The 18,868-nt window shown below is 59.7% G+C and carries 16 protein-coding genes; 14 read left to right on the top strand and 2 right to left on the bottom strand.

The features are described from left to right. The first annotated feature begins 188 nt into the window (after positions 1-188). From clpB to QP968_RS04585, 11 genes are all read left to right on the top strand, one after another. Entirely contained in the window at positions 189-2,747 is a 2,559-nt protein-coding gene (gene clpB / locus QP968_RS04635) for an ATP-dependent chaperone ClpB (protein WP_284855240.1), read from the top strand. Positions 2,748-2,828: 81 nt separating this feature from the next. Next, a complete protein-coding gene (locus QP968_RS04630; protein ID WP_284855239.1) occupies positions 2,829-3,224 on the top strand; it encodes a helix-turn-helix domain-containing protein in 396 nt (131 codons plus the stop codon). A gap of 112 nt (positions 3,225-3,336) precedes the next feature. Continuing rightward, positions 3,337-4,287: a DUF3039 domain-containing protein gene (locus QP968_RS04625; protein WP_284855238.1), complete on the top strand. Its 951-nt coding sequence runs from the start codon at positions 3,337-3,339 to the stop codon at positions 4,285-4,287. A gap of 10 nt (positions 4,288-4,297) precedes the next feature. Further along, positions 4,298-4,699, top strand: coding sequence for a DUF4265 domain-containing protein (locus tag QP968_RS04620; protein WP_284855237.1), 402 nt, complete (start codon positions 4,298-4,300; stop codon positions 4,697-4,699). 14 nt (positions 4,700-4,713) lie between these two features. After that, positions 4,714-5,547 carry a sulfurtransferase gene (locus QP968_RS04615; RefSeq protein ID WP_284855236.1) on the top strand — a complete coding sequence of 278 codons (834 nt, stop codon included), beginning with the start codon at positions 4,714-4,716 and terminating at the stop codon, positions 5,545-5,547. 258 nt (positions 5,548-5,805) lie between these two features. Continuing rightward, on the top strand, positions 5,806-6,762 hold the full coding sequence (locus QP968_RS04610; RefSeq protein WP_284855235.1) for a TtfA family protein: 957 nt from the start codon (positions 5,806-5,808) through the stop codon (positions 6,760-6,762). A 38-nt stretch (positions 6,763-6,800) separates the two neighbouring features. Next, positions 6,801-7,355, top strand: a complete 555-nt coding sequence (pyrE, locus tag QP968_RS04605) for an orotate phosphoribosyltransferase (RefSeq protein WP_284855234.1) — start codon at positions 6,801-6,803, stop codon at positions 7,353-7,355. Further along, positions 7,342-8,001 (top strand): TrmH family RNA methyltransferase, encoded by a 660-nt coding sequence (locus QP968_RS04600; RefSeq protein ID WP_284855233.1) that lies wholly within the window; start codon positions 7,342-7,344, stop codon positions 7,999-8,001. Before pyrE ends, QP968_RS04600 begins: the two co-directional genes overlap by 14 nt. Before the next feature lie 645 nt (positions 8,002-8,646). Further along, positions 8,647-9,897, top strand: a complete 1,251-nt coding sequence (locus tag QP968_RS04595; protein ID WP_284855302.1) for a glycoside hydrolase family 76 protein — start codon at positions 8,647-8,649, stop codon at positions 9,895-9,897. Positions 9,898-9,927: 30 nt separating this feature from the next. After that, complete coding sequence (gene fbaA / locus QP968_RS04590; protein ID WP_284855232.1) at positions 9,928-10,962, top strand: class II fructose-bisphosphate aldolase; 1,035 nt, start codon at positions 9,928-9,930, stop codon at positions 10,960-10,962. Positions 10,963-11,062: 100 nt separating this feature from the next. Next, complete coding sequence (locus tag QP968_RS04585) at positions 11,063-12,334, top strand: FUSC family protein (RefSeq protein WP_284855231.1); 1,272 nt, start codon at positions 11,063-11,065, stop codon at positions 12,332-12,334. A gap of 40 nt (positions 12,335-12,374) precedes the next feature. On the opposite strand, the gene QP968_RS04580 is transcribed toward QP968_RS04585, so the two are convergent. Then, the gene (locus QP968_RS04580) at positions 12,375-13,163 is read right to left on the bottom strand and encodes a hypothetical protein (RefSeq protein WP_284855230.1); all 789 of its coding nucleotides are present in this window, start codon (positions 13,161-13,163) and stop codon (positions 12,375-12,377) included. A gap of 207 nt (positions 13,164-13,370) precedes the next feature. On the opposite strand from QP968_RS04580, the gene QP968_RS04575 reads away from it, so the two are divergent. Continuing rightward, positions 13,371-14,660 (top strand): adenylosuccinate synthase, encoded by a 1,290-nt coding sequence (locus tag QP968_RS04575; protein ID WP_284855229.1) that lies wholly within the window; start codon positions 13,371-13,373, stop codon positions 14,658-14,660. Positions 14,661-14,666: 6 nt separating this feature from the next. Here the strand turns inward: QP968_RS04575 and QP968_RS04570 are convergent, their stop codons facing one another. Continuing rightward, positions 14,667-16,055 carry an FAD-dependent oxidoreductase gene (locus QP968_RS04570; RefSeq protein WP_284855228.1) on the bottom strand — a complete coding sequence of 463 codons (1,389 nt, stop codon included), beginning with the start codon at positions 16,053-16,055 and terminating at the stop codon, positions 14,667-14,669. 248 nt (positions 16,056-16,303) lie between these two features. Here QP968_RS04570 and pta point away from each other — a divergent pair, with 248 nt between their 5' ends. Both pta and QP968_RS04560 read left to right on the top strand, forming a co-directional pair. After that, entirely contained in the window at positions 16,304-17,659 is a 1,356-nt protein-coding gene (gene pta, locus QP968_RS04565) for a phosphate acetyltransferase (RefSeq protein WP_284855227.1), read from the top strand. 2 nt (positions 17,660-17,661) lie between these two features. Beyond that, complete coding sequence (locus QP968_RS04560) at positions 17,662-18,855, top strand: acetate kinase (RefSeq protein ID WP_284855226.1); 1,194 nt, start codon at positions 17,662-17,664, stop codon at positions 18,853-18,855. Positions 18,856-18,868: the final 13 nt, after the last annotated feature.

Genomic DNA, 18,868 nt, shown 5'->3' with positions numbered 1-18,868 from the left:
TGAGGGAAATGTTGCTGGTGGCGGAGGTGAGCGTCGAAAAGCGGACAAATTTGTCCCCATCCCAATTCACCCATATATGTGCGCGGGAAAAGAATTTTTAGGTTGAGTGGAACAGACTCAAGTTTTAAGGCGTTGTACTGAGTGACCAATTAATTTAGAACTACAGAAAACATGAAAGGAGCACTTCAATGAGCTCATTTAATCCCACTACGAAAACGCAACAGGCGCTGCAGGATGCGCTCCAGTCAGCCTCCGCAAAGGGGAACCCGGACATTCGTCCGGCGCACCTGCTGCATGCAATCTTGACGCAGGAAGATGGCATCGCGGCACCGGTACTGAAGGCGACCGGAGTTGATCCGGAGACGGTGGCACAAGAGGCCGCTGAGATCGTCGATGGTTACCCCAAAGCTGAAGGCCAGAACATGGCCAACCCTACGTTTAACCGGGATAGTCTTAACGCGCTCAACGCGGCGCAGGAGTTAGCGGGCGAACTCGGTGATGAATACGTTTCCACCGAGGTGCTTCTGGCTGCCATCGCGCGCGGTTCGGAAGAAGCTGCTGAGCTGCTGAAGAAGCGTGGTGCTACGTACGACACGATTAAGGCAGCTTTCCCGTCGGTGCGCGGGCACCAGAAGGTGACCTCGCAGGACCCCGAGGATCAATTCCAGGCGCTGGAGAAGTACTCAACGGATCTGACGGCGCGAGCCCGAGAAGGAAAGATCGACCCGGTTATTGGCCGTGACAGTGAGATTCGGCGTGTTGTTCAGGTGCTGTCGCGCCGCACGAAGAATAATCCGGTTCTGATTGGTGAGCCGGGTGTGGGTAAGACTGCCATTGTGGAAGGTCTTGCTCGCCGTATCGTGGCTGGTGACGTGCCTGAGTCGCTGAAGGGCAAGACACTGATCAGCCTTGATCTGGGCTCCATGGTCGCTGGTGCGAAGTACCGCGGCGAATTTGAGGAGCGGCTGAAGGCTGTGCTCGATGAGATTAAGCGGGCTGACGGCGAGATCATCACGTTCATTGATGAGCTGCACACGATCGTCGGTGCTGGCGCTTCCGGTGAAGGTTCGATGGACGCGGGCAACATGATCAAGCCGCTGCTTGCCCGTGGTGAGCTTCGCCTGGTCGGTGCGACGACGCTGGATGAGTACCGCAAGTACATCGAGAAGGATGCGGCTTTGGAGCGTCGTTTCCAGCAGGTGTACGTGGGTGAGCCGACGGTGGAAGATACTATCGGTATCCTCCGTGGCCTGAAGGAGCGCTACGAGGTCCACCACGGTGTCCGCATCCAGGACTCGGCATTGGTGGCGGCAGCAACGCTGTCGGACCGCTACATCACCAACCGTTTCCTGCCGGACAAGGCGATTGACCTCGTCGACGAGGCTGGTTCGCGTCTGCGGATGGAGATTGATTCTTCGCCGCAGGAGATCGACGAGCTGGAGCGCATCGTGCGCCGGCTTGAGATCGAGGAGATCGCGTTGTCGAAGGAGTCGGACGCTGCTTCCCAGGATCGTCTGGCTACGCTGCGCCAGGAGCTGGCGGATCAGCGTGAGAAGCTCGGCGAGTTGAAGGCTCGTTGGGAGAATGAGAAGGGCGAGATTGATAAGGTCCAGCGCCTGAAGGAGGAGCTGGAGGATCTGCGTAACCAGTCCGAGATTGCCGAGCGTGATGGTGATTTCGCGAAGGTTTCGGAGTTGCGCTACGGGCGGATTCCGGAGCTGGAGGGGGAGTTGAGGGAAGCGGAGGCGTCGACAAGCGTGAAAACGATGTTGAGTGAGGAGGTGACTCCTGATGTGATCGCTGATGTTGTGTCGAGCTGGACTGGCATCCCTGCGGGCAAGATGATGGAGGGCGAGACCGAGAAACTCCTGCGTATGGAGGATGTTCTGGCTGGCCGTGTGGTTGGTCAGCGTGCGGCGGTGGAGGCTGTGTCGGATGCGGTGCGGCGTTCGCGCGCGGGCATTGCGGATCCGAATCGACCGATTGGTTCGTTCCTCTTCCTCGGCCCGACGGGTGTGGGTAAGACGGAGCTGGCGAAGTCGCTGGCGGAGTTCCTCTTCGATGATGAGTCCGCGATGGTGCGGATTGATATGTCGGAGTACGGCGAGAAACATTCCGTCGCGCGCCTGGTCGGTGCGCCTCCGGGATACGTCGGCTACGACGCGGGCGGTCAGCTCACGGAGGCCGTTCGTAGGCGCCCGTACAGCCTCGTGCTTTTCGACGAAGTCGAGAAAGCCCACCCCGACGTCTTCGACGTCCTGCTGCAGGTCCTCGACGAAGGTCGCCTGACAGATGGGCAGGGGCGGACCGTGGACTTCCGCAACACCGTGATCATCCTGACGTCGAACCTCGGCGCGGGTGGCACGCATGAGGAGATCATGGAGGCGGTGAAGCGGGCGTTCAAACCCGAGTTCATCAACCGTCTCGATGACGTGGTGGTCTTCGACCCGCTGACCCAGGAGCAGCTGGTGGGCATCGTGGATATTCAGCTGGGCGGGCTTGCTCGTCGCTTGGCGGAGCGTCGCCTGGTGCTGGATGTCACCGATGCTGCGAAACAGTGGCTCGCGGACCGTGGTTACGACCCGGCTTATGGTGCCCGTCCGCTGCGTCGCCTGATCCAGAAGGAAATTGGCGACAAGCTAGCTAAGAAGGTCCTGGCCGGCGAGATCCGCGACGGCGACACCGTGCATGTCGACGCCGCGCCGGGTGGAGACACCCTGGTGATCGAAGGTAGCGCTGGGGATTAACTTGACGCGTGGCAGTTATGACAGTTAAGTTAGTTAAGCCAGTTGCTTGATAGGTTTGTGGCAGAAAGGATGGTTGCCTCAATGAAGACACTCGATCCGACAGGATTCACTCCTGCCGATGTGGAGAAGCTCGAAGAGGTCGCCTCCAGCCTGTCGCCGCAGGCCAAGGGGTTCATCCGCGAGATCGCAGACTATGTGCGCAGCGGTGAAACTATTTACCTGCTGCACAAGGATGAGGAGCTCACCCCGAATGAGGCGGCAGAGCGCCTCAAGATGAGTCGCACGCACCTATGCAAACTCCTCGATCGTGGTGAGATTCCCTTCCGCAAGGTTGGCACCCACCGCCGTATTCTCGTCAGTGACCTCGTGGCCTTCAATGAGAAGCGCCATGCCGCTCAGCTCGAGCTTGCTGAGCGTTTCGCGCACCACCGCGAAACCACTGCGGTTTCAAATGAGGCCCTGGCAGACCTCCTCTAACTGAAGGGTTTTCCTTCAACAGCCCGCATTTAGATCGGTGCGGGCTGTTTGGCATCATAAAGGTATGCACAACCGACGGGCTCGGCCCACCTTGAGAGTTCTCGGAGAGGACTTGAATTCCGCATGGGAGGATCCAGCTCCGAAGCGAGCATTGGAGGAGGGACGTCTTGATGCTTTGCATCCCCTGAGCGAGTTACCGCATCCCATCATTCGACGCGCTAGTGAATGCTTCAGTGAGAATGAAGCCGAAGATCAATTTGAAATGCGCATTGCCTCCGCCACGGAAAAGGTTTTGCTGGAGATCAAGACTTCACAGTGGCGTGGCGCCGTATGGGTAGATCAAGATACGGGTGTGTGCTGGCTCGTAGCCGCCGGTCTGGCTAAAGGGAACCATGAAGATTTTCATGATTTCTACAAGCAGGTAGAACGACAAAATATTACGGATGGTTGTGAAAGCTGGCTTCCGACGGAAAAAGATGTCCGATTGCTCAAGTTAGAGACAGCTGCTCGCCTGAAAACCGACTGGTTTTTGGACATTCAAAAGGAAGTATTCGTTCTCCTCAAAGCATTCCACCAAGGGGGGAGTGGGAGTTTCGAGGTGGTGTTGCCCATCGTCGGCCAGAAACTGGCGGAAGTAGAGCTAACGGTCGAGCAGCATCGTGGTGACGGCGTTGATTCGGATGACATCGTCGTGGAAGTCCATCCAGCACCTCAATTTGCAGGACATGCCCACCTGTGGGACCTCATTGTTCGTGTTCTATGTTCGATCGCTCCACCCGTTCAAGGCTGGGATACAACTGGTCTCGTTTTTGCGAACATCGGTGAACCTGGTGCTTGGACCCAACGCGTCGCTGAGCTAGAGCAGCTCATAGATAGGGGAGAGCTGTCCTACCCAGAGCCAGGCCAGGGGAGCCATTACGCTCATCACGAGCATCTTGCTTTCAAAACAATTGATGGCAAGGCAGTGAGATCACTTTGTGGCGTGAGTTTTGTTCCATCGAGGGATCATGCCAATTTGCCTGTGTGCCCAGAGTGTTCTCGGCTTTATAGTGAACTGGCTTAGACTCATCCCCATGCATCAACCACTGACCACCATCTACGCCCGCACCCTGCTGCCCGGCGTGGAGAACGAGGAGTTGGCCGCCCACGATCTTGGTGGCGGCCACTTCGTGGTGGCCTCGGTGCCGTTTTTGGATACGAGCATCAATGTGGGTGACATCGTCGAATGTGTCCACGTCGGCGGCCGCCTGCACATCAACCAGGTGGTGGTGAAGGGTGGCGCGGAAACCATCCGGATCCTGGTGCAGCGGCCCGGCCCGAACGATATTGCGGAGACCCTCTTGGCTTTCGGCTGCCGCGTGGAGCTCGGCCCCGGCGGGATGCTCGGCGCCTCCCTCGGTCCCGATGCCCCGAAGGATGGGATCCGCGAATGGCTTGAAGGCCTTGAAACGCAGGGCATCATTTCGCTTGCGTAGGTAGTGTGGGCGCCATGAGCGTCTACGTTTCCTCCGAAGAGCTGCGCGAACTGATCCGCACCGGCGAAAAGCTCACGCTGTTGGCCGCGCTGTGGGATGCGCGCGCGGGCCAGGCACGGTCCACGTTTCACGCTGCGCACATCCCCACCGCCCAGTTTTGTGACATGTCGCTGCACCTCGTGGGCACACCCACTGCGCAGGTCGGCCGCAATCCGCTGCCGTCGCTGACTCGGTTGAGTGAGACGTTCCGCTTCTGGGGCATCGCGGAGGACCGCCCCGTCATTGTGTATGACGTTGGCCATGGCGTTTTCGCTGCCCGCGTGTGGTGGACTCTGCGCTGGGCGGGCGTTGAAAACGTGCGCATCCTCGACGGTGGGTTCGCCGCGTGGGAAGCCCTTGGGTACGACACAGTTGCTGGCCCGGGCCCCGTCAACGTCCATTCGGAGCTTGTCGCGCGGCGCGGCCAGGCCCCCACGATCGACGATGTGCACGATTACAAGAGCCTGCTTATCGACGCACGCCAGCCCAACCGCTACCGCGGCATCAAAGAACGCTTAGACAAGAAAGCTGGCCACATCCCGGGGGCGCGGAACCTGCCAGTCCAGGACCTTTTTGACGGTGATGACATGGTCAAAGACTCGGATGAAATTCTGGAACGTTTCGCCCAGCTCGGTGTTACTCACACCACCGATCCTGCTTCAGCCGTTGTCTATTCCGGTTCCGGCAACCACTCCGCGAAATTGCTCGCCGCCGCAGTGCACGCAGGGTTGCCGATGCTCACTCACTACATCGGTGGCTGGTCCCAGTGGGCCGCGGACGTGACCAACCCAGTGTCGCGCGAAATCTAAAGGCCCTGTGACCTGGCCCTGGCCCACGAGCTTCACTGGCTCCTGCCATTTCGGTCCCACATCTCGGGCTGTGCAGAAAGTTACATCGGCCATTCGGGACAAAAAGAAACCCGCAGGCCACGGATTTCTGCTGACAGATAGTTACCGAGGCAATGTAAAATTCTACACACCGCCACCTCAATCAGATCCGGCTCCAAACCCAACCACACGCCCGCGCCTACCCAGGAATGTCCATTCCGCCCGTTACAGTGCTAACCGATGGGTTTTCTATTGCTAACGCTTTCCGCGCTCGCCCTGGTCGGGGCGACCGTTTTGTGGCGCGCGGATTCCCAGGACAAAGCGGACAAGGCGCCTGCCACAACCAAACCCGCTAAGCCTGCGCCTAAGGCCACCCGTAAACCCAATAAGTTCCACAAGCTTTCGCGTCGTGCCCGCCGGGACTGGGCCACCACCAACGGTTTTACCTACACAGCCGAAGATGAGTTCCTGCAGGACGAATGGACCCGCGGCGCAGCGGCCAGCGGCGCTCCCATCAAAGACGTCCTCACAGGCACGAAGTTCGGCCACGAAACCCGGATTGCGGACATCGCAGGTACAACCGTCATTGGTATGGGAACAGGCATGACCAGCGACGTTGTTGTGGATATGCGCCGCCTCCCGTTGACGCAGCAGCTCTCCGATGACCTCGTCGAGGTCGCCCACATTGAAGGCTTCGCCGTCTTCGCTTCGGAGGAAGGCCCAGCAGAACGCATGCTGGACATCCGCGTTCACACGGCGCTTGAGCAGCTGCCGCCTCAGATCGGTGCCGTCTGTTTCGAATCGGAGTGGGTCCTCGCAGAATGCATCGAGGCCACGGATTGGGACACAGTATTCGCGCCACTCGCCCTCCTCGCGGACGCCGCGCGCACTCTCCCACCCGAAACGTGGCCACGCCTGGAACTTGAGGGCACGTCGCGTGAGATGGGCAAGCCCATGCTTATCGACGACCCCTCTCACCCCACCCCTTCCCACCCCTCCCATCCCCCCATCGCACGCCCCGAGGAGCCCCTGGAAATGCCAACTCGGATGACCGGCAGTGTGAAGGGAGACGTCGCGGACCATGAAGTGGGGTCTGACGAGGTCAACAGCATCGGAACCGGCCAAGAAGAGCCCCAGCCAAACGACGGGACCCGGGTTGCCCGCAAACTTGATCCGCCGTCTATTTTCGGGGACTAACCCGTAGTGGCTCACCCGGGGTGGCTAACCTTGGAGGCATGAGTGCCACATCTATTGACGCCGCCGCCAAGGCCCGCCTTGCAGAGCTCGTTGGGGAGCTCGCTGTCGTTCATGGCCGAGTGACTTTGAGCTCCGGTAAAGAAGCCGATTACTACGTTGATCTTCGCCGTGCCACGCTGCACCACGAGGCGAGCCGTCTCATTGGTTCCCTCGTGCGTGAAATGACCTCTGATCTGGACTTTGATGCGGTCGGTGGACTGACTTTGGGCGCGGACCCAGTGGCCACCGCCGTGATGCACGCAGATGGTCGCCCGATCGACAGCTTCGTAGTGCGTAAGGAGGCGAAGAAGCACGGGATGCAGCGCCGAATTGAGGGACCATCGATTCAGGGCAAGCGTGTTCTGGTTGTGGAGGACACCACAACCACAGGTAATTCACCGCTCACCGCTGTTGAGGCCTGTCGTGCGGAGGGTGCAGAGGTCGTTGCTGTGGCCACGGTCGTGGATCGTGCGACTGGCGCTGACAAAGTGCTCCTGGATGCAGGTTTGGAGTACCGCTATCTGCTTGGTTTGAACGATCTTGGCCTCGCCTAATCCAAGGGACAAGGGGCCAACGGAGTGGAATGAGGGCCGCCATGGTGTTGGGCCGTGGGAGGGTGAGTGGCCCACGGACTCGCGTTTCGACCCTCAGTTTTTGGAGCACGGCGACACCCGCAACGTTGTTGACCAGTACCGTTACTGGTCAATGGAGGCTATCCGGGCTGATCTAGACCAGCGTCGCCACCCGTTTCACGTCGCGATTGAGAACTTTGAGAACGACATGAACATCGGCACCGTCGTCCGCACCGCGAACGCATTTTTGGCGGAGGCAGTGCATATCGTGGGGCGCCGTCGTTGGAATCGTCGCGGTGCGATGGTGACGGACCGTTACCAGCACATCATTCACCATGACACCGTTGCTGATTTGATGGCTTGGGCTGCCGAACGAGACCTCGCCGTGATCGCGATTGACAACACCCCCGGCTCAGTCCCACTCGAAACCGCTGATATCCCACGAAATTGCGTGCTCCTTTTCGGCCAAGAAGGCCCCGGCGTGACCCTCGAGGCGCAAGAATCCGCGCTGATGACCTGCTCGATTGCCCAGTTTGGCTCCACCCGTTCCATCAATGCGGGGGTCGCCGCAGGTATTGCGATGCACACCTGGGTGCGCCAGCACGCCAATCTTGATGACGCCTGGTAGGCCCCACCCACTCACCACCACACCAGGCTCACGCGAGGCTTTCGCGCGGCTTTCGCGAGGCATTCGCGCAGTGTGGGCGATCTCTGCGTTGGTGTAATGCGATGCATGCGATGCGATGCATGCGATGCGATGCATGCGATGCGATGCATGCGATGCGATGCGATGCGTGCAATGAGGGCGTGGATGTATGCGTGAAAAGCGATGCGGACATAGGTGTCCGTTTGAGGGCCGGTGGGGCGCTGACCGGCTTTAATGAAGGCTAGAGAAGCGGACGCAGTATGTGTCCGGTTGAAAGTCTCGCGTTTATGCAGGTTGTAACCTTCTTGATGAACAGATGGACAGATTTGTCCGCATATCATTTCAGCTATATATGTGCTCTTGTATCGGTGCTCTTAGGGATGTGCTCTTGTATCTGTGCCTTTCGTTAGGAGGGGAGTGGGGTTTGTTGCTTCGCTGTTTTCTTCCCAGGTTGCTGGAGGAATGGGAACGCGGAAAGCGCAGGGGAAACGGTGAAAATGCGGTTGGCTCCCCGTAACAAAAGGGGGTAAAACATAGATAAAGAGCTAATAAGAGCACAACAAAACAATGCCAAGGGAAGGAGGCCAAGTGGTACGCACGAAATCATCCGTTTCCGACCCTGCGGAAATGTGGGCGTACCGCGCTGACCTCGCGGAAGCGGCAGTGGCTGAACGTCATGCGTCGCCGTTGTGGCGACTGCCGCGAACAAACTTGGCAGTCGTGGCCTGGCCGGCAACACCGCGCGAAAAGGCGTTTGTGACTTGGCACTACTGGTGGCAGGCGCATTATTTGGATTGTTTGGTGGATGCGGAGCGTCGTCAGTCGACGAAGGCTCGGCGTGCCACCATCGTGCGCACGGTACGGGGAATACGGATTCGTAACCGTGGGGATTTGACGCGCAACCGTTACTACGACGACAAAGCATGGCTGGCGTTGGCATTGGCGCGGATCGGACACGACGATCAAGCAAGTGTTGAAGATCCAGCAGTAAAAACGGCAGGCCTGTGGCGGCTGCCGGGAATATCCAAGGTGGCGCGGTTTTGGCGTCGACCGGTGACACGATTCCGCGTGCTGGAGGAACTCGAATTCAACATTCTTGCAGGTCTGGATAACGTCATCGGGGTTCTTCCATGGCGGACGGACGACAACTTTTTCAACGTCCCGGCGAATGGCCCGGCGGCGATCATGATGGCGAGGAGCGGGCGTCTGGATAAAGCTCGCGAGGTCATGGGCTGGATCTTTGACAACGTCATGGCGGATAACGGGCTCGTGCAGGACGGGATCCGTCTTCACGCGGACGGGCCACAGACGACAGGCATTACCTACTCCTACAACCAGGGCACCGTTTTGGGCGCGGCGCTGGAAATTGCCATTGCGCTGGAAAACCAAGAAGCGGAAGACGCTGAGGACGCTGGGGATACGCAGATGTTTTACATTGCGCGGATTCAGGACTTGGTTCGGGCGGTGGCTAAAAACATGGCTACGCCTGTCGGAGTGATTGATAACCAGCGGGACTGCGCACCCAATAAGGGTGGGGATGGCGCTCTGTTTCAGGGGATTCTTGCGCGCTATCTTGCTGACGTGGCTGTGCGTCTCCCGGATAGGACGGCGGCTGGACGGGCAGCAAAGAAAGAGGCAGCACGGCTGGTCTTGGCATCAGCCGCCGCGATGTGGAATAACCGCCTTGAAGTGGACGGATTGCCTGTTTTCCCGGTGCGCTGGGCCGAGGGGGCGAGGTTGCCGAGGATTTATGGGGGCGGGGAGGCGTCGATAAGCAAAGGCCCCGAAATTCCGGAACGCGATCTTTCTGTGCAACTTTCTGGCTGGATGTTGCTCGAGGCGGCAGCGCGGGTCGCGCAAAGCGGGCATACTGGATAACGTAACCGCATTCGAGTGAGAGGACTCTCCATGCCTATTGCAACCCCTGAGGTTTATAACCAAATGCTGGACACGGCCAAGAAGGAAGGCTTTGCTTTCCCAGCCATCAACTGCACTTCCTCGGAGACCATTAACGCTGCGCTGCGTGGTTTCGCTGAGGCGGGCTCGGACGGCATCATCCAGTTTTCCACTGGTGGCGCTGAATTTGGTTCCGGTCTGTCGGTGAAGAACAAGGTTGTGGGCGCGGAGGCTCTCGCGGCGTTTGCCCACAAGGTTGCGGCGCAGTATGACATCAACGTGGCGCTGCACACGGACCACTGCCAGAAGGAAGTTCTGGATGATTATGTGCGCCCGCTGATCGCGATTTCGCAGGAGCGCGTGGACCGTGGTGAGCTGCCACTGTTCCAGTCGCACATGTGGGATGGTTCCGCTATCCCGATCGATGAGAATTTGGAGATTGCGCAAGAGCTGTTGGAGAAGGCTCGTAAGGCGAACATCATTCTTGAGGTTGAGATTGGTGTTGTCGGTGGTGAAGAGGACGGCGTTGAGGCGAAGGCTGGCGCAAACCTTTACACCACGCGCGAGGATTTTGAGAAGACCATCGACGCAATTGGTACGGGTGAGAAGGGCCGCTACCTGCTGGCAGCAACCTTCGGCAACGTGCACGGTGTGTACAAGCCGGGCAATGTGAAGCTGCGCCCGGAGGTTCTGGACATGGGCCAGAAGGCAGCAGCGGAGAAGCTTGGTCTGACCGCTGGTGAGCGTCCGTTTGACTTCGTGTTCCACGGCGGCTCTGGGTCTGAGCCGGAGAAGATCGCTGAGTCCCTGACTTACGGTGTGGTGAAGATGAACGTTGACACTGACACTCAGTACGCGTTCACCCGCCCGGTTGCTTCCCACATGTTTGAGAACTACGACGGCGTGCTGAAGATCGACGGCGAGGTGGGCAACAAGAAGGCCTACGATCCGCGCTCCTACCTGAAGAAGGCTGAGCAGTCCATGTCCGAGCGCGTTGTCCAGGCGTGTGAGGATCTGAAATCTGTGGGCAAGTCTGTCTCCCGGTAAATAGCGTTTACCGTCAAGGTCAGGCCTGTTTGGGGCCTGGCCTTTTGTATTGCGAAGAACCGATGTGGTGCTGATGGATAAACAAACCAAACGCGTGCGCATGACTACGCGTGAGCGCATGGCCGCTGTGGAGGATTCGCTTGAAGCGCGTTTGAAGCGTGTGGCTCAGCGGTTCTTGCCAGCGCTCCAAGTCGGGGTTGCGGCGGGCCTTGCGTATTTCATTGCGTTTGAGTGGGTGGGCCACGGGCAGCCGTTCTTCGCGCCGATCAGTGTGGTCATCATCGTCGGTTTGTCGGGCGGTGAGCGGATCAAACGCGCGTTGGATATGTCGCTGGGGTGCATCCTGGGTGTGTTGGTCGGCGACCTCGTGTTTGCGCCTCTTGGCCCGGGAGGGTGGCAGATTGCGTTGGCGGTGTGTGGGTCGATGCTGTTTGCGTCGTTCTTCTCCAAATCCATTTTGGTGGCCAATCAGGTGGCTATTGGTTCGATTTTGATTTCTACGATCATGCCGCCCGACGCTGCTGTGACGGGCTTCGATCGCGCGGTGGACGCGTTTATCGGGTCGGCGGTCGGTCTTGCGGTTGTTGCGCTTGTGCCTTCAGCGCCGTTCGCGGCAGCGCGCCAGGAAATTTCCAAGGTTCTCTCGATTTTGAGCTCTGTGCTTGACGACGTCTCCACCGGCATCTCCCACCAAGACCCCTCCGAACTGTCCTTGGCGCTGGAGGCGATTCGCGGTACGCAGTCTGATATTGATGCGATCTCCACCGCAACGAAATCTGGCAGGGAATCTACCCAGCTGTCGCCGTTTTTCTGGGGGTCGCGCGGGTATATCCAGTCTCTCTCTCGTACGGTGCCGCCTACGGACAATGCTGTCCGGAGTACCCGTGTTCTTGCTCGTCGTGCGCTTGTGCTGGTGGAGGACCAGGGCACTGTCTCCCCAAAGCAGTTGTGGATCTTGGATCAGCTTTCTGCGGTTGTGCTTGATTTATCGGAGCTTTTTGAGATCACGTCGAAGGCCAGCCTGGCTGAGCGCATGCCTTCGGTGACGAATCGTTTGCGGTCATTGGCGGCGGAGACAGGGCTGGAGGTCCTCGACTTGGATTGCCAGCCACCGCGTGGCCCGTACTCGCCGGTTAAGGGGCTGCACTCCGGTGTGAACGTGACTGGTGAGCCCGGCCAGGCTACTTTGTCCGGCGCGGTGATCTTGGCTCAGTCGCGGTCACTCATTGTTGATCTATTGCAGATCTGTGGGTGGTCCCGGGAGTCCGCGGTTGCGATGTTGAAGCCGACGTCGGAGACGCCGGCGTACCCGCCAGAGTTGAGCGCGGGTAGCTCGAATGATGAGGAGGAGAGTGACTCCGGCCCGGACTAGTTCCGGTGCCGGTGAAGGATTTCAACGCCGCCGTGCCCTTTTACCCATCCCCGCGGACAGCTTGGATATCGCGCAGGTGCCGGTAGAACGTGACGCGTTCAACGGGGCGCTTAGCGGGGACATCATCCACGGTGACCTGGATGGCGTGGCCGCCGGATTGGAGGGCGCGGCCGGAGGGGGTGTGGGTGGCGTCGATAAGCATGTGCTTGCGAAAGCGCGGTTTGCGGATGACAGCTGCAGCGAGCCCTGGTGCGTGGGTGGTGGGCACGAGGCGTGCGCCGTAGAGGCGAGTGTGGCCCTCGCTGCGAACGAGGACGTCATTGTCAACGACGACCTCCCCGAAGAACGGCTTACCGTCTGTGTGCGTGAGTGTGGCTGATCCGGCGACGACAAGACCAGCGTCGTTGCGGATGCAGGGGATGGGGCGGACCGGCCCTGTAAGTGCGAGCGATTGCGCGTCGGTGGGGATGCCCCAGAGCACGGCGGCGGGGGAAGAAGGGTCGGTGGGGAGATAGGCGATCTCGGCCCACAGATAATCCCCGCGCATCATGCGTGTGAGGATTGCGCTCAGGGCAGCGTCTGTGCCGGACACGATGATGCGTAGGCGTTCGTTGGGCTGTTGGGGTGCGAATGTGGGCTCGCCAAGATGCGACACCGATGGTGACGCCGCGATCTCCTGCAGCGATGGGGTTGGGTCGACGGGCAGGGCCTCGCGTGCGATGTCATCGAGGAAGCGAAGATCTTTTCGCGTGGGAATGGCTGGAAGCTGATGGTTTTCGGCACCGTCGATGGTGGTGCCGGTGGCGCACGCGCAATGAACAAGCCTCATGGCGGTCACGCTACATCGGCGGATGAGTGCTGTGTTCATTGAGGCCCGTGTCCCAGGAAGCCTTGCTGGGGGAAGGTCTTTCTGGCGCTCACTGTGAAGCCGTCAGCAGGGTGGCGGTATACTGACGCTGGACTTTTGCGGGCGTGATCCCGCAATGAGCACGCATATGACAGCTGTGACACACAGCGTAAATGAGGGAGCGTTTCTATGGCGGCCATCATCATTGTCGGTGCCCAGTGGGGCGATGAGGGAAAAGGTAAGGCCACGGACATTCTTGGTGGCCGGGTTGACTATGTGGTGAAGCCAAATGGCGGGAACAACGCTGGTCACACGGTTGTTGTGGGGGGCGAGAAATACGAGCTGAAGCTTCTCCCCGCTGGTGTGCTCAGTGAGAATGCCACCCCGGTGCTGGGCAATGGCGTGGTGGTGAACCTGGAGGCGCTGTTCGAGGAGATTGATGGGCTGGAGGCCCGTGGCGCGAACGCGAGCCGGCTGAAGATCAGCTCGAATGCGCACCTTGTGTCGCCGTATCACCAGACGCTCGACCGCGTGCAGGAGCGCTTCCTGGGCAAGCGCGCGATCGGCACCACCGGCCGCGGCATTGGCCCGACGTATGCGGACAAGGTCGCCCGCGTAGGTATCCGCGTCCAAGATCTTTTCGACGAATCCATCCTCCGCCAGAAGATCGAATCCGCCCTGGACGTGAAAAACCAGATGCTGGTGAAGATGTATAACCGCAAGGCCATCGACCCGGATGAGGTGGTGGAATACTTCCTGGGCTACGCCGACCGCGTGAAGCCGATGGTGATTGATGCGGAATTTGAGCTGAACAAGGCTCTCGACGAAGGCAAGCACGTGCTCATGGAAGGCGGCCAGGCGACGATGCTGGACGTCGACCACGGCACCTACCCATTTGTCACGTCTTCCAACCCGACCGCTGGTGGTGCCTGTGTGGGCACCGGTATTGGGCCGACGAAGATCACGGCGTCCCTGGGCATTATCAAGGCGTACACCACTCGCGTGGGTGCGGGCCCATTCCCCACGGAACTCTTTGATAAGTGGGGCGACTACCTGCAGGAAACCGGCGGTGAGGTCGGTGTGAACACCGGCCGTAAGCGTCGCTGTGGCTGGTATGACTCCGTGATTGCTCGTTACGCTACCCGCGTCAACGGCTTCACTGACTACTTCCTGACCAAGCTTGATGTGCTCACCGGCATCGGGGAGATTCCCATCTGCGTTGCCTACGATGTTGACGGTGTCCGCCACGACGAAATGCCGCTGACCCAGACCGAATTCCACCACGCCGTGCCGATCTACGAAACCATGCCGGCGTGGGACGAAGACATCACCGGCTGCCGCACCTTCGAGGACCTGCCGCAGAAGGCCCAGGACTACGTCCTTCGCCTTGAGGAACTGTCTGGTGCGCCGATCAGCTACATCGGCGTTGGTCCCGGCCGCGATCAGACGATCGTGCGTAACGACGTCATGGAGAGGTAAGGCGCTCTACTCCGGGTGGGATGCGTTGACCATGTCCTCCCACTCAACGATCTTCTTGCGCTCGCGGCCTTCGGCCTCACCAAGGGCGCGCTCGGCGGCGTCGAGGTTGTGCCAGCCGTCCCAGGTTGTCGGTTTGATGCCCTTGGCGGCGAGCAGGTCGAGGATAGCCTGGTCATCGCGGTGGCTCGTGGGGGTGAGGCGGCCAGCGGTGAAGTCATCCAGCAACATGGTGGTGGTGTCCTTGGCGTCGGACTTAGTGTTGCCAATCAGGCCGATGGGGCCGCGTTTGATCCAGCCGGTGGCATATAGGCCGGGGATGATGTCGCCGCCGAATTCGGTGAGCACGTGGCCTTCGTCGTTGGGGATGACGGCACGCAGGTCGTCAAAAGGCACGCCTTCGACGGCGTCGGAGCGGTAGCCCACGGCACGGTAGACGGCCTGAACATCCCAGGTGGTGGTCTTGCCGGTCAACGTCACGCCGCCCTTGCCGTCGAGTTCGGTGCGTTCGGTGACAAAACCGGTGACCTTGCCGTTTTCGTCGCCAAGAATCTCCACGGGGGACTCGAAGAAGTGGATGAACAGCTTGTGCGGGGCGCCCTTCGGGTCGCGCATCGCGTAGCCTTCGAGGGTCTGGCAGACAAGGTCAACGCTCTTCGCTTCACGACGAGCCTGCTCTGAAGCCTCGTCATAATCAATGTCCTCCGGGTCCACGATGACCTCGATGGTGTCAGAGTGGTCCAGCTCCTTGAGCTCCAGCGGAGTGAACTTCGCCTGGGCCGGGCCACGGCGGCCAAAGATGTGAATCTCCTTGGCGGCTGAGGCATTCAGGTTGTCGTAGACGTTGTCGGGGATCTCCGTGACCTTGAGCTCATCCGCGGTCTTGGCTAGCACGCGGGCGATGTCCAGGGCCACGTTGCCCACGCCGACGATGGCGACCTTCTCTGCGGTGAGGTCCCAGTTGCGCTCAAAGTTGGGGTTGCCGTCGTAGAATCCGACGAACTCGCCAGCACCGTAGTGGCCATCGAGGTCCGCGCCCGGCACGTTCAGGTCGCGGTCGGCCACAGCGCCGGTGGCAAAGATGACCGCGTCGTAGTATTCCTGCAGCTCTTCCACGGTGATGTCCTTGCCCACATCCACGTTGCCCAGCAGGCGAATCTCCGGCTTATCCATCACGTTGTGCAGGGATTTGATGATGCCCTTGATGCGCGGGTGATCCGGCGCCACGCCGTAGCGGATGAGGCCGAAGGGGGCAGGCATGCGCTCAAACAGGTCCACGCGGACCGGGGTGCCGTTTTTAGCCAGGTCTGACTTCACCAAAAGGTCAGAGGCGTAGATGCCGGCTGGGCCGGAACCGACGACGGCGACGCGGAGAGAATCAGGGGACTTCGTGGTCATTGGTTTCGCTACATCCTTAGAAATGCTCAATTGCTTTATTGCTGAATACCTAAATATCTATCCGACATGATAGCGGGCATGACAAATAGGCCTAGCAGTGCGTTTGGTAGGGGGATGTGGGTCCCATTGTGGTGAGATGAGTGAGAAAGCCCACAGTAAACCGGCAACGTGTTGGTGGAGACATAGTTAGACTAGGGAACGTTGATAAGCGCTCATAAGCATTGTGTTGTTTTATTGAAAGGAAACGCATGGCTAACAGGTCTGTCCTGATTACCACGGTCGGCCGAAATTTTGACGGCATCGATGTTGCGGGACTCGCGGCGGAGACCAACCTGAACCTCGTCCAGCTTTCAGAGCAAGAGGCGGATGTCGCGGCGATTGTTGCGGCGGACCTGGTGGCGGGCGATACCTTGGTGCAGGGTTCCGGCGACTACAACTTTGACGCCGACGTGGCATCCGCACTTGGTCTGCCTCTCCTTGTTGTGGCGGGCTGCCCTGTGGCGGCCGAGCGTGCTCAGGCTCGCATTGAGCAGCTGGGGGCGACTATCGCGGGTGTGGTCGCGGACGTGGATAAGGCAGCGGTGTTAAAGGCGCTGGAGATTGAAACTGAGCCTGTTATGTCGGCCGCTGTTTTTGAGCATTGGCTGCTCACCCGCGCGAAGGCCGACCGCAAGCACATCGTGTTGCCGGAAGGCGAGGATGACCGCATTCTGCAGGCCGCGGATCAGCTGCTCGCGCAGAATGTTGCGGAAATTACCATCCTGGGCGTTGCTGAGGACATTCAGCGTCGCGCAGACAGCCTGGGCCTGAATCTGTCCAAGGCCCACATCATTGATCACCTGAACTCCGAGCTGCTGGAGGAGTTCGCCGCGGACTTCGCGGAGCTGCGTAAATCCAAGGGCATCACGCTGGATGAGGCACGGGAGACCATGAAGGACATCTCCTACTTCGCCACCATGATGGTGCACAAGGGCCTGGCTGACGGAATGGTGTCCGGTGCGGCGAACACGACGGCACACACGATTAAGCCGTCCTTCCAGATCATCAAGACGGTCCCGGGCGCTTCCGTTGTGTCCTCTATCTTCCTTATGGTCATGCGGGATCGCCTGTGGGCTTTCGGGGACTGCGCGGTGAACCCGAACCCGACCGCGGATCAGATAGGTGAGATCGCCGTGGTGTCCGCGAAGACCGCCGCCCAGTTCGGCATCGACCCGAAGGTGGCTATCTTGTCTTACTCCACTGGCTCGTCCGGCACCGGCCCGGATGTGGACCGCTCTGTGGAAGCCACGGCCAAGGCGCATGAGCTGGACCCGGAGCTCGCTGTCGATGGTCCGCTGCAGTTTGATGCGGCGTGTGACCCGGGTGTGGGTAAGAAGAAGGCGCCGGATTCCCCGGTGGCGGGTGAGGCGAATGTGTTCATTTTCCCTGACCTTGAGGCCGGCAACGTCGGCTACAAGATCGCGCAGCGTACGGCTGATGCGTTGGCTGTGGGCCCGATCCTGCAGGGGCTGAACAAACCCGTCAATGACCTGTCGCGTGGCGCGACAGTTCCCGACATTGTTAACACGGTGGCTATCACTGCTATCCAGGCACAAGGAGCATAAAAATGTCTTACGTCCTCGTTCTGAACTCCGGTTCCTCCTCGATCAAATTCCAGATTGTTGACCCGCAAGCTTCTGCTTCGGACACGCCGTTCGTGTCTGGCCTTGTGGAGCAGATTGGTGAGCCGAAGGGCAACATCCGCATCAAGATTGAGGGCCGTGAGGTCGGCTCCACAATGCCGATCCGTGACCACCGCGGTGGTCTGCAGCTAGCTATCGCCATGTTGGACGCCAACGGCGTAGGCCCGACGCAGATGCACATCATCGCTGTGGGGCACCGTGTTGTGCACGGCGGCCAGACATTCGGTGAGCCCGTGCTTATCGACGACTCGGTGGTGGACCAAATCCGCGAACTCATTCCGCTTGCCCCGCTGCATAACCCGGCGAACATCGACGGCATTGATGTGGCCCGCGCACTGCTGCCGGACATCCCGCACGTAGCTGTGTTTGATACCGGCTTCTTCGGTGATCTGCCGGATGGTGCCGCACACTACGCGATTGATGATGATTTGGCGCGGGAGCATCAGATCCGCCGCTACGGTTTCCACGGCACGTCCCACGAGTTCGTGTCCTCCCAGGTTCCGGAGCTTATTGGCCAGTCGCAGGAGGAGACCAACCAGATTGTTCTCCACATTGGTAATGGTGCTTCCATCTCCGCCGTTCGTGGTGGCAAGCCGGTGGACACCTCGATGGGCCTGACTCCTCTTGAGGGCTTGGTCATGGGCACTCGTTCCGGTGATATTGATCCGGGTGTGATTTTCCACCTCTACCGCACCGCCGGGATGAGCATCGACGACATCGATGACCTGCTCAACCGTCGCTCCGGCCTCAAGGGCCTGGCTGGTGTCAACGACTTCCGCGAGATCAACGCCCGCATCGCTGATGGTGATGCGAAGGCCAAGCTCGCCTATGACGTCTACGTTCACCGCCTCCGCCGCTACATCGGTGCGTACATGATTGGCCTCGGGCGAGTTGACGCGATCACCTTCACCGCCGGCGTTGGCGAAAACGCCGCGCAGGTCCGCGCCGATGCGCTGGCCAATCTCGAAGGCTTTGGCATCAAGCTGGACCCGGCCAAGAACGAGGAAGGTTCTGGCGCCCGCATCATTTCCACCGATGATTCGGCAACCAAGGTGCTGGTTGTGCCGACGAATGAGGAACTGGCCATCGCACAGAAGTCCGCGGCAATCGCGGGTTAGTTGTAGCTGCCTT

It is taken from the genome of Corynebacterium sp. MSK041, assembly GCF_030232265.1.
Classification (GTDB): Bacteria; Actinomycetota; Actinomycetes; order Mycobacteriales; family Mycobacteriaceae; genus Corynebacterium.
Note: the sequence above shows the minus strand (reverse complement) of the source record. Positions and strands in the feature narration are given on the sequence as shown.

Coding starts and splice junctions, on each gene's coding strand:
- clpB (WP_284855240.1), top strand. CDS start 189: ATGAGCTCATTTAATCCCACTACGAAAACGCAACAGGCGCTGCAGGAT.
- QP968_RS04630 (WP_284855239.1), top strand. CDS start 2,829: ATGAAGACACTCGATCCGACAGGATTCACTCCTGCCGATGTGGAGAAG.
- QP968_RS04620 (WP_284855237.1), top strand. CDS start 4,298: ATGCATCAACCACTGACCACCATCTACGCCCGCACCCTGCTGCCCGGC.
- QP968_RS04615 (WP_284855236.1), top strand. CDS start 4,714: ATGAGCGTCTACGTTTCCTCCGAAGAGCTGCGCGAACTGATCCGCACC.
- QP968_RS04610 (WP_284855235.1), top strand. CDS start 5,806: ATGGGTTTTCTATTGCTAACGCTTTCCGCGCTCGCCCTGGTCGGGGCG.
- pyrE (WP_284855234.1), top strand. CDS start 6,801: ATGAGTGCCACATCTATTGACGCCGCCGCCAAGGCCCGCCTTGCAGAG.
- QP968_RS04595 (WP_284855302.1), top strand. CDS start 8,647: ATGTGGGCGTACCGCGCTGACCTCGCGGAAGCGGCAGTGGCTGAACGT.
- fbaA (WP_284855232.1), top strand. CDS start 9,928: ATGCCTATTGCAACCCCTGAGGTTTATAACCAAATGCTGGACACGGCC.
- QP968_RS04585 (WP_284855231.1), top strand. CDS start 11,063: ATGACTACGCGTGAGCGCATGGCCGCTGTGGAGGATTCGCTTGAAGCG.
- QP968_RS04580 (WP_284855230.1), bottom strand. CDS start 13,163: ATGAGGCTTGTTCATTGCGCGTGCGCCACCGGCACCACCATCGACGGT.
- QP968_RS04575 (WP_284855229.1), top strand. CDS start 13,371: ATGGCGGCCATCATCATTGTCGGTGCCCAGTGGGGCGATGAGGGAAAA.
- QP968_RS04570 (WP_284855228.1), bottom strand. CDS start 16,055: ATGACCACGAAGTCCCCTGATTCTCTCCGCGTCGCCGTCGTCGGTTCC.
- pta (WP_284855227.1), top strand. CDS start 16,304: ATGGCTAACAGGTCTGTCCTGATTACCACGGTCGGCCGAAATTTTGAC.
- QP968_RS04560 (WP_284855226.1), top strand. CDS start 17,662: ATGTCTTACGTCCTCGTTCTGAACTCCGGTTCCTCCTCGATCAAATTC.